This is a genomic window from Actinomadura sp. NPDC047616 (genome assembly GCF_040642915.1).
Taxonomy (GTDB): domain Bacteria; phylum Actinomycetota; class Actinomycetes; order Streptosporangiales; family Streptosporangiaceae; genus Spirillospora; species Spirillospora miaoliensis.
On sequence record NZ_JBEYTB010000010.1, the window covers coordinates 232,553 to 248,339 of the forward strand.

The window sequence follows — 15,787 nt, forward strand, 5'->3', positions numbered from 1 at the left end:
GGATGTGACCTCGGAGGGCTTTGGGGTTTCCTGGACCCGCCGCGCGTGCCGCCTCAGCGGAAGGTGGTCTTCAGGATGTCGATGCCGCGGGCGTGGTCGGCCACGTACACGTAGTCGCCGTGGTAGTAGGCCGCCCATGCGCGGGCGTCGTCGGGCCGGTAGTAGGCGATCTGGCGCGGGTTGGTGGGGTCGCGCACGTCGATGAACCGGGTGCCCTGCGAGTAGAACGCCTGGGCCAGCACGCCGTTCTTGACGTCGAAGTAGTGGGCCGAGCAGTCGTCGGTGTCGGGACGGCTGCCCTCCTGGCCCGCCACGCCCCAGGTGCCGAGGGTCTGCAGCCGGAACGGGTTGGCGGGCGTGGACCGCCAGCCCTGACCCCCGTACGAGCCCTTCAGCGACGCGATGACGAGCAGCCCGTCGTTGGCGCAGCCGTCGTTGAAGGTCTCCTCGGTGACGACGAGCACCTGCCCTTCGCCCCACTTGCGGGGGTCGGGCCCCTGGTCACGGGTGCGGCCCACGGCACGGAAGCTGTTGTGCATGAACGAGGAGTTGGTGGTGGCCTCGTCCAGGCCGCCGCCCGCGTACGGCACCGGATCCCAGGCGGTGGCCGTGCGGTGGCGCTTCTTCACCGGGTCCCAGTGCCGTCCGCTCGTGTAGTAGCCGCGCACGCCGCCCCGGCCGGACGCCCAGGCGACCCCGGCCGAGTCGACCTGGATGTCGTGGGTGTAGTCGGTCTTGCCGTCGTTGCGGCCGGTGTCGATGGGGTCCTTGAAGACCTTGGGCTTGCGCGGGTTGCGCACGTCCGTCACCCACACCGGGCGGCCGCCCCAGTCGGCGGGCATCCAGTTCGCCTTGGCGGGGCCGCCCGACCACAGGTACTGGCAGTCGTTGATGCACGAGGTGGTGTGCCCGGCGGGGATCACCTGGTAGGCGATCTGCCGCGGGTTCTCGGGCTTGGCCACGTCGATGACGTAGACGCCGGACTCGCCGGTGTCGGTGGTGCCGCCGAAGGCCCGCGGGTCCCGGGACAGGTAGATGATCTTGCGCTTGTGGTCGGCCTCGGTGTCCTCGCCCTGCCAGAAGCCGGGCAGGTCGAACTTCCCGACCAGCTTGGGGCTGCGCGGGTCGGCGCTGACGTCGTAGGCCTTGAGCCCGAACCGGCCGCTCACGTACATGATCGTGCGCTTGCGCGGGCCCGAGCCGTAGTCCATGAAGACCAGGGACGTGGCCTCCTTGGCGTCGGGCACGTTGCCGACGCGCTGCGCGCCCTTGATCGCCTCGGACACCTGGGAGGACGTCTTGCCGACCGGTCCGCTGCCGTGGCCGGCGTGCGCGCCGAGGTCGCGTCCCTCGCCCTGGGCCTGCGACACGGTGGTCCGCTGGTTGCCGGGCTCGGGCGGGCAGGCCCACGCCGTGCCGGCCATGGCGAGCGCGGAGGCCGCCGCCGCGGCGGTGCCGACGAGGACACGCCTGGACTGTCGCTGGGGTCGGGTACGCATCGCGCCTCCACGCCGAGGGGATGAGGGGCCTAGGCAAGTGTGGACGCGTAGATCGCCGCGCTCAATCGGCGAGTAGTCACAAAAAACCCGGCCCGGTTGGTGATCAGATGATCGCCCGGCAGGTGGACACCGGTAATCCGGCCCATGCGCCCGGCCGTTTTCGGACGGCCCATGACGGCCGCGTGCCCTTCCCGCGCCAGGGGACGGTGCCGTACGCTCACCCGCGTCGTCCGCCACCGCCGTCGGAAGGGACCGGTTGAGCTCTGGAAAGGCCCCGGGGAGGGGCGGGTGAGGAGCGTCACGCGCACGGCCGCGCTGGTGACCGGCGCGGTGGCGATGCTGGTCGCGCCGGTGGTGGCCCTGCGGGCGTGGAGCGACCCGGCCGAGCCGCGGATCTCGGTGGGCGCGGCGCCGCCCGCCACGCTGGTGCCCGGCGACGTCCACGACCCCGCCGGCCGCATGATCGCCGGTGCGGTGTGGACCGGGCTGACCGCCCACGACGGGCGGGGCGGCACGCCGGTCGACGCCGCCGCCGAGTCGATCACCAGCCCGGACCGGCGGGTCTGGACCGTACGGCTGCGTCCCGGCGGGCGGTTCCACGACGGCTCCCCGGTGACGGCGCGGTCGTTCGTCGACGCCTGGCGCGCCACGCTGCGCGAGGGCTGGCACGGCGCCCGCCTGTTCACCGACGTGGCCCGGGTGAAGGGCGCGGGCGGCCGGGACGACGACGTCGACGGGCTGAAGGTGCGCGACGAGCGCACGTTCGAGGTGACGCTCGACCGTCCGCTGGCCGGCTTCCCCGCGCTGCTGGCCGATCCGGCGTTCCTGCCGATGCCCGACGCCGTGCTGCGCTCCCGCGACTGGGCCTCCTACGGGCGCGCGCCCGTGGGGAACGGCCCGTTCCGCGTACGCTCCCACGACGCCCGCGAAACGGTGCTGGAACCGCGGGACGGCCGCGGCCGCACGGTCGTGGTGCGGGCGATGCCGGACGCCGCCGCCCAGTACCGCGCCGTCCAGGCCGGTGACCTGGACGTGGCCACCGCCGTCCCGCCGGACCGGCACGGGTCGATGGACACCGACTTCCGCCGTCATCACCTGGTGGTGCCCGGCCGGGCCATGACGTACCTGGTGATCCCCGAGTGGGAGAAGCGGTTCGCCGGTCCGACCGTGCGGCACGCGCTGTCGATGGCGGTGGACCGGCGCGCGGTGACGGAGGGGCCGCTCGGGCATCAGGCCAGCCCCGCCAACGCCCTCGTCCCGCCGGGCATCGCGCTGGGCCGCCGCGAGGGCCAGTGCCGGGTGTGCGTGCACGACGGGCCCGCCGCGTCCGCGGCGCTCGCCGACGCCGGCGGTCTCGACGGTCCCGTGCCGATCTGGTACGAGGCGGGCGCCGGTGACGACGCGTGGGTGAAGGCGGTCGCCGACCAGTGGCGTTCGACGCTGAAGCTGGACGCGCGCCCCAGGGCGGTGCCCGCCGCCGAACTCCGCGAGGCCATCGCCGACCGGAAGGTCGACGGCCCCTTCGTGCAGCACTCGGCCGCGGACTACCCCGCCCCCGCCGCCGCCCTGGCCCCGCTGCCGAACCCCGGCGGCGACGCGTCCGACCTCATCGAGCAGGCCGAACGCGCCGCCGCACCGGACGAGAGCGTGGTCCCGGCGCGGCTGGCCGAGTCGTCGCTGCTGCGCGACATGCCGGCGATCCCGCTGTGGTACGGGCACGATCACCTGGTGTGGTCGGAGCGCACCCGCGGGGTCACCGCCGACGCCTTCGCCGGGCTGGCGCTGGCCCGTCTCACGGTGACGGACTGACCTCGGCCAGGGCGGACCACTCGGCCCTGACGCTCGCCGACTCCTCCTCACGTTCGAGGATGGCCAGCCCGCGCCACAGCCGGTTCAGCACCTCGGTGAGCCGCCGGCGGTGGAAGGCCGAGCCGTCCCGGGCCGGCGGACGGTACAGATCGGCGGACTCGGCGAGCGCGGCCACCGCCTCGGCGTCCCGGTCGATCTGGATCAGGCACACGGCCAGGTCGCGCAGCGAGCCCGCCAGCTCGTCGCGGACCTCGGGGTCGGCCGGGTCGCGGCGACGGTGCTGCCGGACCGCCTCCTCGAAGTACGGCACGGCCTCGCCGTCGCGTTCCAGCATCGACAGGGCGACGCCCAGCCGGTTGGCGGCGACGGCCAGGTTGGCGCGGGCGTCGGGACGGCCGGGGTCGTCGGCGTGGTCGCGGTAGACCTCGACGGCCTGCCTCAGCCGCCCGGCCGCGTCGTCCAGGCGGTCCTGGACGAGCAGCCGCAGGCCCAGGTCCAGGGCGGCGTCGCCGAGCTGGACGGTGTCGGCGAGCAGCCGGGCGTGCGCGACGGCGCTCTCCCCCACCCGGATGCTCTCGTCGACGCGCCCGGCCTCCTCGAGGAGCTGGCCCAGCAGCAGCTCGCACGCCACCAGCGGCTCGGCCTTCCCCGCGTCGTCCGGCGCGGGCGGGTCGGCGGGCTCGGGCGACTCGTCGCGGGCCGAGGTCGCGGCGGCGATGGCGCCGTCGAGGTCGCCGGCGGCGCGCAGCCTCCGCGCCAGCCGCGTCAACGCTCCGATGCGGTGGCCGTGCAGCGAATCCCGGGTGCCGTTGGCCAGTTCCTCGTCGCGGTAGCCGGTGGTGGCCGCGACGATCTCCCTGAGCAGCGGCACGGTCTCGTCGGCCCGTCCGGACGCCGCCAGCCGCCCCTCCAGGTTGCGCAGTGCGACGACCAGCACGCTGCGGTACCGCACCGGGTCGCGGTCGAACAGCCGCCGCGCGGCGGGCACGGCCCGGCGCAGGTCGCGGACGGCCTCGTCCATGCGGCCGGCCGCCGCCAGGTCGTGCGATCCGTTCACCAACGCGACGACGGTCTCGGCGTCGAGCTCATCGGCGTCGGGTGGGGAGGCGCTGCGGGACACCTCGGTCAAGACGGGAACCCCCTCGGGAGACGCGAAACTGCGGTTGATCAACGTAACGGACGGGGCCGCCGGGCGATCGGTTCCGCACGCGCCGTCACGCCGGGGCGGCCAGGCGGTGGGCCAGGGCGGTGTGGCGGCGTCCGGCGCCGGCGGTGCGGACGGCTGCGGCCAGCGCGCGGCGCGAGCCCACCAGCACCACCAGCTTCTTGGCGCGGGTGATGCCGGTGTAGAGCAGGTTGCGGCGCAGCATCATCCAGGAGCCGGTGGTCAGCGGCATGACCACGGCCGGGTACTCGCTGCCCTGCGAGCGGTGGATGGTGATCGCGTACGCGTGGGTGATCTCGTCCAGCTCGTCGAAGGCGTAGTCGATGTCCTCGTCCTCGTCGGTGCGGACGGTGAGGGTGTGCTCCTCCTGCGAGACCTTGGTGACGACGCCGACGGTGCCGTTGAACACCCCGGCCTCGCCCTTGTCGTAGTTGTTGCGCAGCTGCGTGACCTTGTCTCCGGGCCGGTACACCCGGCCGCCGTAGCGGCGTTCGGGCTGCCCTTCGCGGTGCGGGGTGAGGGCCTCCTGCAGCAGCGTGTTGAGGGCCCCGGCGCCCGCCGCGCCCCGGTGCATCGGCGTGAGGACCTGCACGTCGCGGCGCGGGTCCAGGCCGAACCTGCGGGGGATCCGGTTGGCCACCACGTCCACGGTCAGCTCGGCGGTCTCCTCCGGGTCGTCGCACGGGAACAGGAAGAAGTCGGGGTAGCCGCGGGTGTGCGGGTGCTCGCCGGAGTTGACGCGGTGGGCGTTGACGACGATCCCGGACTGCTGCGCCTGCCGGAAGATCCGGGTGAGCCGCACGCGCGGGATCACCTCGGCGTTCAGCAGGTCGGCCAGCACCTCCCCGGCGCCCACCGACGGAAGCTGGTCGACGTCGCCGACCAGCAGCAGGTGGGCGCCGCGCGGGACCGCCCGGACCAGCTTGTTGGCCAGGATCAGGTCGACCATCGAGCTCTCGTCGACCACCACCAGGTCGGCGTCCAGCGGGTTGTCCAGGTCGTACTTGGGGTCGCCGCCGGGCTGCAGCTGCAGCAGCCGGTGCACGGTGGCGGCCTCGTGCCCGGTCAGCTCGGCCAGCCGCTTGGCGGCGCGTCCGGTCGGCGCCACCAGCACGATCCGGGCCTTCTTGGCGGCGGCCAGCTCGACGATCGACCGCACCGTGAAGCTCTTGCCGCAGCCCGGCCCGCCGGTGAGCACCGCGACCTTCGAGGTCAGCGCGAGCCGCACCGCCTCCTCCTGCTCGGGCGCCAGCTCGGCGCCGGTGCGCCGGCGCAGCCACGCCAGGGCCCTGTCCCAGTCGACGTCGGCGAACGCCTTCAGCCGGTCGTGCCCGGCGTCGAGCAGCTCCCGCAGGCCGCGCGCCAGCGACCGCTCGGCCCGGTGGAACGGCGGCAGGTAGACCGCCGGGACGGTCCCCGCGCCCTCCGCCGTCCCCGGCACCGGCTCGCGGACGACGCCCTCCTCCTCGGCGGCGAGCTCGTCCAGCGCCGGGCCGATCAGCTCGCGCGGCACGCCGAGGATCTTCTCGGCGGCGGTGATCAGGTTGGGCTCGGGCAGGAAGACGTGCCCGTCGTCGGCGGCCTCCGACAGCGTGTACCGCAGCCCCGCCTTGATCCGCTCGGGGCTGTCGTGCGGGATGCCGACCGCCTGGGCGATGGTGTCGGCGGTCTTGAACCCGATGCCCCACACGTCGGCGGCCAGCCGGTACGGCTCGCGGCGCACGGTGTCGATGGACGCGTCGCCGTACTGCTTGTAGATCCGCACCGCCAGCGACGTGGACACCCCGACGCCCTGCAGGAAGACCATGACCTCCTTGATGGCCTTCTGCTCCTCCCAGGCGTCGGCGATGCGCCTGGTGCGCTTGGGGCCGAGCCCCGGCACCTCGACGAGCCGCTCCGGCTCCTCCTCGATGATCCGCAGGATGTCGGTGCCGAAGTGCTCCACCATCCGGTCGGCCATCACCGGGCCGATCCCCTTGATCATGCCGGAGCCCAGGTAGCGGCGGATCCCCTGCACGGTGGCGGGGAGCACGGTGGTGTACGACTCGACCTCGAACTGCCGCCCGTACTTGGGGTGCGACCGCCAGCGTCCGGTCAGCCGCAGGCTCTCCCCCACCTGCGCGCCGAGCAGCGCACCGACCACGGTCAGCAGGTCACTGCCGGTCTTCTCGGTGGCGACACGGGCGACCGTGTACCCGGTGTCCTCGTTGGCGTAGGTGATGCGTTCGAGGACGGCCTCCAGCACCACGGGCCCCGGCGCCTGCCCCGCGTGCTGCGGTGCTCGGCCTGAGTGCCGCGGGCCCTGGCCCGCGTGCCGTCCAGAATCCGGCGCGCCGTTCGTCACAGATCACATCATGTCGGATGCGCCGCCGCGCTCGGCACCGAACGCGGCGGGCTCGCCCTCCGTCCCCGCGGCCGGCGGCCCCCACGACTTCGGATTCGAGATCATCTCGTGGAACGATGAAGTCCCCGCCCCCGCACCCGGAACCTGGAGCCATGCAGCCGCCCCACGACCTCCCTGAGAAGATCGGCCCGTACCGGGTGCTCGGGCGGCTCGGCGAGGGCGGCATGGGCCAGGTGTACCTGGCCGCCTCGCCGAGCCGCCGGCTGGTCGCCGTGAAGATGATCAGGCCGGAACTCCTGGACGATCCGCACTGGCGGGCCCGGTTCCGCCGGGAGGTCGCCTCGGCGCGTTCGGTCAGCGGCTTCTACACCGCCGCCGTGGTCGACGCCGACCCCGACGCCGAGCTGCCCTGGCTGGCCACGCAGTACATCCACGGCATCAGCCTCGCCGAGGCGGTACGGGAGAAGGGCCCGATCCCCGAGCAGGCCGCCTGCCATCTGGGCGCCGGGCTCGCCGAGGCGCTGATCGCCATCCACCGCGCGGAGATCGTCCACCGGGATCTCAAGCCGTCCAACGTGCTGCTGGCCGGCGACGGCCCCCGCGTGATCGACTTCGGCATCGCCCGTCCGCTGGACGCCCGTCCGCTGTCGCGGTCGACGATCGTGGGCACGCCCGCGTTCATGTCGCCCGAGCAGGCCCTCGGCGAGGCCGTCACGCCCGCCAGCGACGTGTTCTCCCTGGGCTCGACGCTGGTGTACGCGGCGACGGGCACGGCCCCGTTCGGCACCGACCGCAAGACGCGCGGCCGCATCGTGCACCGCGCTCCCGACCTGACCGGCCTGCCCGACCCGCTGCGCGGGCTGGTCACCCTGTGCCTGGCCAAGGCCCCGGAAGAGCGGCCGACTCCCGAGCAGGTGCTCACGGCGTTGTCCACGTTGCTGGACGCCCACTACGGCGAGGAGTGGCTGCCCTCGGCCGTCGGCGAGCTGATCGGCGCCCAGGAACTCACCCTCGCGCAGCTGACCGCCGAGCTGACTCCCCCGCACGAGTAGTTCACAGGCCGTCGGCCAGGGCGTCCCAGAACGCCTTCTCGTAGGCGTGCAGCAGCCGGGCGGCGCGGGCCATGTCGGCGGGCTTCTCCCCCGCCTCCAGCGCGGCCGCGATGACGGCCGTGGCCTGCCCGTCGAACCCCGGCGGAGGTTCGGCGAAGAACCGGAAGAACCCCACCGCCTCCTCATCGAACCCGTACCGCTCCGTGAGCGCGTCGGCGGCATGCCCGCAGTACGCCCCCCACTCCTCCAGGTTGGCCAGCATCGCCAGCGCGACCTCACCGGCCGTGCCGAACACCGCACGCTGCGCCACATAGGCGGGGTAGGTCTGCGCCGAAGGACGCGGCTCGTAGGCGATGAGATCCATATCACTCAGCCCCAGTGCCGCGGCGAAGGCACGAAGGAGCTCCAGCGCCCGCCCCTCGCCCTGCGCGAGCGCCAGGAACATGTCACCGGCGGGCGGCTCCGGGTAGCGGGAGGCCAGCAGCGCGAAGCTGCGCCGGTCGCTGCCGAGGATCCGGTACTGCTCCCCCGCCAGCCACACCAGCCGCTCGCGGGGCACGTCGCCGCCCTCCAGCAGCTCGAGGAACCGGTTGCCGGAGGCGGCCGCCTCCTCCCGCACGGCTCGAACCAGCTCCGTCGCGTCATGGGTCGACATGGCCTCAACCCAGCATCCGGCGCCCCGCCCCGTCAACCCACGGCCGGTCAGAGGACCCCATCAGCGGACTGATCACCAACTTTCGGATCTTCCGTGACAAGACCGCCCAGCCCGCAGCAAGACCCATCTGATCACGTGGATACGATGAAACTCGGAGCGTCTACGCAGGTGTGGACAGCAGTTGGGAGCGAGTGCATGTCCGATTTCGAGCTCAACCACACGGGCGGGCGGATGCCTCTTGAGGTGACGCAGGCCACCGAGGGACCCTCGGGGCTCGGCATCAACAGTCTCCTCAAGGAGACCGGCCACGTCACCCTCGACGCGGGGTTCACCAACACCGCGTCGACCACGTCGTCGATCACCTATATCGACGGCGAGGCGGGCATCCTGCGGTACCGCGGCTACCCGATCGAGGAGCTCGCCGAACGGTCGTCCTTCCTGGAGGTCGCCTACCTGCTGATCTACGGCGAGCTGCCGACCGCCGATCAGCTGGAGCGGTTCACCGACCGGGTGCGGCGGCACACGCTCCTGGACGAGAAGTTCCGCAACTTCTTCTCGGTGTTCCCGCGGCGGGCCCATCCGATGGCGGTCCTGTCGTCGGCGGTCAGCGCGCTGTCCACCTTCTACCAGGACAGCCTGGACCCCTTCGACGACGAGCAGGTCGACCTGTCCAGCGTCCGGCTGATCGCCAAGCTGCCGACGATCGCCGCGTACGCCTACAAGACCTCCGTCGGACAGCCGCTGCTCTACCCCGACAACTCCCTGGGGTACGTGGAGAACTTCCTGCGGATGACGTTCGGCCTGCCCACCGAGCCGTACGAGGTCGACCCCGAGATCGTACGAATCCTGGACATGCTGTTCGTCCTGCACGCCGACCACGAGCAGAACTGCTCGACCTCCACGGTGCGGCTGGTCGGCTCCAGCCACGCCAACCTGTTCTCCTCGGTCTCGGCGGGCGTGGACGCGCTGTTCGGCCCCCTGCACGGCGGCGCCAACCAGGCCGTCCTGGAGATGCTCGAACGCATCCACGCCGAGGGCGGCGACGTCGAGGGCTTCGTCCGCCGCGTCAAGAACAAGGAGCCGGGCCTCAAACTCATGGGCTTCGGCCACCGCGTCTACCGCAACTACGACCCGCGCGCGGCCGTGGTGAAGAAGGCCACCAAGAAGGTCCTGGAGACCCTCGGCCAGGACGACCCGCTGCTCGACCTGGCCATGCGCCTGGAGGAGGTCGCGCTCAGCGACGACTACTTCGCCGAGCGCAAGCTGTACCCGAACGTCGACTTCTACACCGGCGTCATCTACAAGGCCATGGGCTTCCCCACCAACGCCTTCACCGTCCTGTTCGCCCTGGGCCGCCTTCCCGGCTGGATCGCCCAGTGGCGCGAGATGATGAGCGACCCCGCCACCAAGATCGGCCGCCCCCGCCAGGTCTACGTCGGCCCCGGCGAACGCCACTACGTCGACATCTCCGACCGCTGACCCTTCACGCACACGCGCCGGGGACACGGGCGGTGTCCCCGGCGCCTCGTTTTGTGCGGCGGTTATCCCCAGAACGTCGTTCTATTTTCGTGGGGGTCGCCGACGGCCGAACCTGTATGGCGAACGCACGCCACAGGAGGCCGCCATGTCCGAAACGATCGACGTCACCGTGCCCGAGGAGGTCACCGCGACCTTCGTCGTCGCGGCCGACCAGGCCGATCTGCCGCTTCCTTTCGAGGGACTGCCCGAGCCGTTCGCCGCCGAAGCGGCCGAGCGGCTCGGCACGCCTGCCCTGTCGGTGACCACGTACAGCGCCGACGCCTCACCATGGGACCTCCACCGTCCACTGCACGCGCCCGACGAGGACGAGCCCGAATCGGCGCGGAAGGCCGCGCACCATATCGGAGTCACCGCCACCGTCCCCGCGCACGACCTGCCGTTCGGCCTCCAACTGGCCCGCGCCGTGACCGGCGCCGTCGCGGACGCCGTCACGGGCGTCCCGATCGACATCGACACCCGCCAGGTCGTACCGTTCTGGGACGCCCCCGAACCGTCACGGTTCGCTCTGGCCGACGACTGGCTGGGCGCCTGGCTGCCGCCCTTCCCCGTCAACCCCCAGTGCCCGGCGGCCGACGACGACCACGACGGCTGCGCGTGCCTGGAACTCACCACCCGCGGCCTGACCCGCTTCGGCCTCCCCGAACTACGCATGACCGCCGTCAGTTGCCGCCATGACCTCGCCGCTCTCAACATCCTGCGCACCACGGCCCAACGCCTGCTCCCCCTCGGAAGAAGCCCCGGACGCCACGCCCTCTCCAGAGAACTCGCACTCACCGGCATCGACTTCGGCGCCTACTGGGGAACCGACGAACCGATGTGGAGCGGCGGCCCGGTGCCCGTCCAGCTCACCCGCCTCCGCCCGGACCTGCTGAGAGTCGGCCCTCCCCCCGACTGGCCCGGCTCACAGAACGAGTGGCTCTGGGACGAACTCCCGCCAGTCCTCTACGACCTCCTCAGCTACACCCCCGACCCCCCAGCCCCCGTGGCCCCGCAGTAACCCACCCCAAAACAAGAGACCCGTCGTCCCACGCCGCAACCGAACAGACGGCCCCCACCCAGCCGCCCTAGAAGCCCCTCCACGAACCGCAGCGACGCATGAACGCCACACGACAGCACACGGCCCACTCGCAAGAATCGTGCCCGCCAGGCCGCGACGAAGGTCCAGCAGCAAACGCTGTTTCCTCAGGGGCGTTGCGGCCGGCCGGTGAAGTGACGCCGCCGGATCATTCAGGACAACAGCGCGCAACCGCCAGCCACGCCTTCAACTCACCGAGCACGACTCTCACCACAACGTCGATTCGGCTAAGAACCTGTCCGACAAATGGGCGCCGCAAGGTGGCAGCGCCCAGCGCCATGTCGCAGCGCCCGACGACCCACGTCACACAACTCGACGGCCCACGTCGCAGCACCCGGCGGCCGCGTCACACGACTCGGCAACCGCGCCGCACAGCTCGACGGCTCATGTCGCAGCGCCCAGCCGCCGCGTCACACGGCTTGGCGGTCTGTGTGGCGCGGCTTGGGGCGGGTGGCAGGGGGCGGCGGGCCAGTAGGGGTTCTACTCCCCTGGCTGCAGGCTGTGGACGGCGACGACGTCAGCATGTCCCGGATTCGCTGCGCCGCGTCTGCCAGTGGCAGCACGCCATCTCGCTGGCATTGACCGGCGAGATGGCGGCCAGTAGCGGGCGTACTGCCAGTCCGGCGGTGAAGGGGGCGGCGTCAGGGCGATGCCGACGCCGGTGGTGGCGTGGTGCTGTGTCGTAGGGCTCGGCTCGTGGGCGGGAGACGGCGGGGAGGGGCGTGCTGAGGCGGTGTCAGCGTTCGACGGCCAGGCGTACTCCGAGGCCGATGAACACGCCGCCCGTCGCGACGTCGATCCGGCGGCGGGCGGCCCGCCTGCGGCGCAGCCATCCGCCGATCCGTCCCGCCAGCACGCCGACCGTCCCGTCGACCAGGAACTCCAGCACGATCAGGAGCGTCCCGAGAATCGCGAACTGCAACCACACATGGCCGAGCCCCGGGTTGATGAACTGCGGGAGGAAGGCGATCGTGAACGTGACCATCTTCGGGTTGAGCAGGTTCGTCAGCAGGCCGGACAGATACGCCCGGCGCCCCGGCATCCCGCCGCTCTCGACCGGCACGTCCTCCATGGCGGCCTTGCGGTGACGGATCATCTGGACTCCGAGGTAGATCAGGTAGGCGGCACCGACGACGCGCACCACCGTGAAGGCGACCGGCACCGCCGCGAACAGGGCGGCCAGCCCGGCGGCCGCCACCGCGACGTGCACGGCCTCGCTCGTCGCGACCCCGGCCGTGGCGAGCAGGCCGGCGCGCGGCCCGCCCCGCATCCCGCACCCCAGGACGAACAGCATGTCAGGCCCTGGAGTGATCATGGCGACCATGGTGGTGACGGTGAACGCCACAAGAAGGTGCTGGTCAATCGGCATGGGGTGATCGTCGCACATCGACACATCCCACGATTACTGAATATTCGCTCGACAACGGTTGCGAGTCTGTGGAACAGGCGCCATCCCCGGCCAGGTGGTGGGTGCAGCAGAGGCAGGTTGGCACCCGAAGGCATCCGGAAAAATGGGAAGCACCTGCGCACCGCCCTCCACCGCCGCAACGCAGCGGCGAACAAACGACGTGCGCGCCGACATGCTCGGCGTGACGGCAGCGCCGCCCAGTTCCGAGGCCACGGCCAGACCGCCGGTTTCAGGATCGCTCCGCGCAATTCCACCGGGTCGACCGCTTCCACGAGCCGCCACCGCGGCCTGATCGGGACCATCGCCCACCAACTGCCTGTGGCGTTTCCGTACCACGCCTGCACGTCCGGAAAATCCTGCTTGACCCGTTGGGGAGCGGACGGGGTGGGGTGTTCGCGGCTTGGGGGTGTGGTGGAAGTCAGGCTGGGCGGTGTAGGGGGGTGTGGCGTTTGCGGAGGCTGTCCAGGCGGCTGGCGGTCAGGTCGTAGCGCAGGGTCAGGGCGATGGACGCGGCGGTCAGCGCGGCGGGGACCAGGGTCGCGCCGAAAAGAATGGCGTCGACGGCGCTGTCCGGCTGGGCCACCGGCTCCTCGGGTTCGGACGAGACGAATCTGGTGGCGGCCAGCAGCCAGCCGAACAGCAGGGCGCCGAGTGCCATCGTGACGGTTTCGAGGGCGGTCCACAGTCCGGTGAACACTCCGGCGCGGCGCGTGCCGGACCGCAGTTCGTCGTAGACGAGGGTGTCGGCCAGCATGGAGAACTGCAGCAGTTGCAGACCCGCGTATCCGATACCGACCAGCATCGTGCACAGGTGCGCGTACACCGCGCCGAACATCGGGGTCAGCGTCAGGCACGCCCCGCCGAGCAGGAACAGGCCGCCGGCGACGACCATGGCGCCGCGCTTGTCGTAGTGGCGCGCCACCGCCACCCAGCCGGGCATCACCAGCACCATCGGGCCGATGAGGGCCAGGAAGATCGTGGTGATCGCGCCGGTGTCCTCCAGGATGTAGGACGCGAAGTACGGCGCGCCCGCCAGCATGATCCCGACGGCCAGCATCTGGGCGCAGCTGAGGCAGGCCAGCAGGACGAACGGCCGGTTCCCGCGTGCCGCGGCCAGTTGCCGCCGGAGGGTGGCGTGTTCCGCGGGGCGGTCGGAGTCGCTCCGGACGATGCGGGGCGCCCGGGCCGTGCCGAAGAACGTGCCGACCATCCCGGCGAGCATCACCGCGCCGATGACCAGGCCCATCAGCCGGTAGCCCGGAATGGTCGGGTCACCGCCCCGCGAGTTCACGAGTAGCGGAGCCAGGCCGCCCGACAGCAGGATCGCCAGGCCCAGGAAGGCCATCCGCCAGGTGAGCAGCACGGACTGCTCGTGGTAGTCGTCGGTCATTTCCGCCGGCATGGCCTTGTACGGGACCTCGAACAGCGCGTACGCGGTGGCGGCGAGCACGAAGCATCCGCCGATGTACAGGGCGGCGGGCACCCCGCGCAGCGAGGTTCCGGCGAACATCAGCACGAACAGCGGGGGCAGAGTGATGGCGCCCGCCAGCAGCCAGGGCCGTCGCGCGCCGTGTCGTGACACCGTGTGGTCGGAATACCGTCCCACCAGCGGATTGATCAGCAGGTCCCATACTTTTGGCAGGAAGACGGCGACCCCGGCGACTCCCGCGGGAACGTCGAGCACATTGGTGAGGTAGTAGAGAAGCAGCAGGCCGGGGATGGTGCTGAACGTTCCCGTACCGAAAGAGCCGATCCCATAGCCGATGCGCAGCGAGCGGGGCAGTGGAGCCGGAGGCATTGGCCCATTAGAACGTGTTCCACCACGGTGGAGCAATGTGACTATATGGTCATTTTTGGCCGGTTATGGCGTACTCGCTTGTCGATTGCCAAGAAGGCGCCGTAACGGGCGGCTTGTGCCGCGGCGCGCCGTACCGCCTGCGTGCCGGACCTCCTAGTGAACGTGCCGCCGACCGTGGGGAGATGGTCGTCCTTTTCACGGCTGCACCGGCCCGGTGGAGGCGCATCGGTGCCGCTGGGAGGTCCGGCAACCGCCTGCGCGTGTCTTCGTCGCGGTGCTGTTCGGACCTGTCTTAGTACTCCCACCAGGTCCCGGTGTGCAGGGCGAACAGGATTCCGCGCAGCACCTTGCGATCGTCCAGCCGCTTGCGGCCGGGGTGACGCTTGCGGCGCTCGACCGTCGGCAGAAGCGGCTCGATCCGCTCCCACAGGCTGTCGGGCACGATCCACGGGGATTGCTCGCCTTACGCACACCGCCACACCACACCAGCCATCACCATGTGCCGCGCTGCATGCTTTTATGACCTCTTAAGCGCGGTCGGGGCCGCGGTTGCGACGTCTGCGAGCCGTGGTGGCGGCCATCCTGGCCGGCCTCGGCAACATGGTGGACGCCGGGCTTCCATGCTGGCGGTGGACTGCCGCGGGCACCGTGCTCAGGTTCGCACCGGCGGCTAACGTCGTCTGCCATGGAGACCGAGGGAGTGCCGGGGGCGCTCGGCCGGGTGCTGGACGACATCGCCGAGGAACGCGCCGCACAGGATCGTCGGTGGGGTGTGCAGGAGTTTCCCGACGGCAGCGGGCCGCAGTACGCCGAGGCGGCCGAGCGCGCGAAGCGCGAGTGCGCGGAGGCGTGGACGCGCGGAGAGCTGACCTGGCGGCACGTGCTGACCGAGGAGTTCTACGAGGCGCTCGCGGAGTCCGATCCCGCCGAACTCCGCACGGAACTGATCCAGACGGCCGCCGTCGCGGTGAAATGGGTCCAGGATCTGGACCGCCGGCACGGCGCCGCGTCCCGTCCCGGTGGCAGCGGCGGCGCACGAGCCGAGAAGCTGGTCCGCGACCGCGTTCCCGACATCATCCGGGCCGACGGCCGCGAACCGGACGTGCGCGTCGTCGCGGAACCGGAGTACGCGGCGATGCTGCGGGCGAAGTTGTACGAGGAGGCCGGGGAATACGTTTCGAGCGGGGACGCGGAAGAACTCGCCGACCTGCTTGAGGTCGTCCACGCGCTGGCGGCCCTGCACGGCCTCGACCCGGAGGAACTCGAACGGCGACGTGCGGCCAAGGCCGCCGAACGTGGTGGATTCGCCGGCCGCACCGTCCTGCGGCTGCCTTCCGGCAGTTCGCAGAGCTGACTGTGGGACGTCGCACCGGGCCTCCGTCTACGGGCAACGGCCCCGGGCGGGCAGGGAGGTCGGGCCGAGCGAGTGCACGTCGGTCTGAT

Annotated in this window: 12 protein-coding genes; 5 read left to right on the forward strand and 7 right to left on the reverse strand. The window is 71.6% G+C overall.

Going from position 1 to position 15,787, the window contains the following annotated elements; all coding sequences use genetic code 11:
* Positions 1-53: 53 nt before the first annotated feature.
* Entirely contained in the window at positions 54-1,499 is a 1,446-nt protein-coding gene (locus tag ABZ801_RS24405; RefSeq protein WP_360701672.1) for a hypothetical protein, read from the reverse strand.
* 288 nt (positions 1,500-1,787) lie between these two features.
* On the opposite strand from ABZ801_RS24405, the gene ABZ801_RS24410 reads away from it, so the two are divergent.
* Positions 1,788-3,308, forward strand: coding sequence for an ABC transporter substrate-binding protein (locus tag ABZ801_RS24410; protein WP_360701675.1), 1,521 nt, complete (start codon positions 1,788-1,790; stop codon positions 3,306-3,308).
* On the opposite strand, the gene ABZ801_RS24415 is transcribed toward ABZ801_RS24410, so the two are convergent.
* Positions 3,292-4,428, reverse strand: coding sequence for a tetratricopeptide repeat protein (locus ABZ801_RS24415; protein ID WP_360701909.1), 1,137 nt, complete (start codon positions 4,426-4,428; stop codon positions 3,292-3,294). The two genes, ABZ801_RS24410 and ABZ801_RS24415, sit on opposite strands and share 17 nt — an antisense overlap.
* A 94-nt stretch (positions 4,429-4,522) precedes the next feature.
* Complete coding sequence (locus ABZ801_RS24420; RefSeq protein WP_344946850.1) at positions 4,523-6,721, reverse strand: ATP-dependent RecD-like DNA helicase; 2,199 nt, start codon at positions 6,719-6,721, stop codon at positions 4,523-4,525.
* Between the two features lie 248 nt (positions 6,722-6,969).
* Between ABZ801_RS24420 and ABZ801_RS24425 the strand changes: the two genes are divergently transcribed.
* Positions 6,970-7,869: a serine/threonine-protein kinase gene (locus tag ABZ801_RS24425; protein ID WP_360701677.1), complete on the forward strand. Its 900-nt coding sequence runs from the start codon at positions 6,970-6,972 to the stop codon at positions 7,867-7,869.
* Between the two features lies 1 nt (position 7,870).
* Here the strand turns inward: ABZ801_RS24425 and ABZ801_RS24430 are convergent, their stop codons facing one another.
* Positions 7,871-8,524 carry a hypothetical protein gene (locus ABZ801_RS24430; RefSeq protein ID WP_360701680.1) on the reverse strand — a complete coding sequence of 218 codons (654 nt, stop codon included), beginning with the start codon at positions 8,522-8,524 and terminating at the stop codon, positions 7,871-7,873.
* 195 nt (positions 8,525-8,719) lie between these two features.
* On the opposite strand from ABZ801_RS24430, the gene ABZ801_RS24435 reads away from it, so the two are divergent.
* Positions 8,720-10,003, forward strand: coding sequence for a citrate synthase (locus ABZ801_RS24435; RefSeq protein ID WP_344946502.1), 1,284 nt, complete (start codon positions 8,720-8,722; stop codon positions 10,001-10,003).
* Between the two features lie 145 nt (positions 10,004-10,148).
* Positions 10,149-11,060: a hypothetical protein gene (locus ABZ801_RS24440; RefSeq protein WP_360701683.1), complete on the forward strand. Its 912-nt coding sequence runs from the start codon at positions 10,149-10,151 to the stop codon at positions 11,058-11,060.
* A gap of 814 nt (positions 11,061-11,874) precedes the next feature.
* On the opposite strand, the gene ABZ801_RS24445 is transcribed toward ABZ801_RS24440, so the two are convergent.
* The 3 genes from ABZ801_RS24445 to ABZ801_RS24455 all read right to left on the reverse strand — a co-directional run bounded on the left by ABZ801_RS24445 (position 11,875) and on the right by ABZ801_RS24455 (position 14,786).
* A complete protein-coding gene (locus ABZ801_RS24445) occupies positions 11,875-12,507 on the reverse strand; it encodes a LysE family translocator (protein ID WP_344946495.1) in 633 nt (210 codons plus the stop codon).
* Positions 12,508-12,964: 457 nt separating this feature from the next.
* Positions 12,965-14,344: an MFS transporter gene (locus ABZ801_RS24450; protein WP_360701687.1), complete on the reverse strand. Its 1,380-nt coding sequence runs from the start codon at positions 14,342-14,344 to the stop codon at positions 12,965-12,967.
* 292 nt (positions 14,345-14,636) lie between these two features.
* Positions 14,637-14,786 carry a transposase gene (locus ABZ801_RS24455; RefSeq protein WP_344946489.1) on the reverse strand — a complete coding sequence of 50 codons (150 nt, stop codon included), beginning with the start codon at positions 14,784-14,786 and terminating at the stop codon, positions 14,637-14,639.
* 243 nt (positions 14,787-15,029) lie between these two features.
* On the opposite strand from ABZ801_RS24455, the gene ABZ801_RS24460 reads away from it, so the two are divergent.
* A complete protein-coding gene (locus ABZ801_RS24460; RefSeq protein WP_360701690.1) occupies positions 15,030-15,698 on the forward strand; it encodes a nucleoside triphosphate pyrophosphohydrolase in 669 nt (222 codons plus the stop codon).
* Positions 15,699-15,787 lie beyond the last annotated feature (89 nt).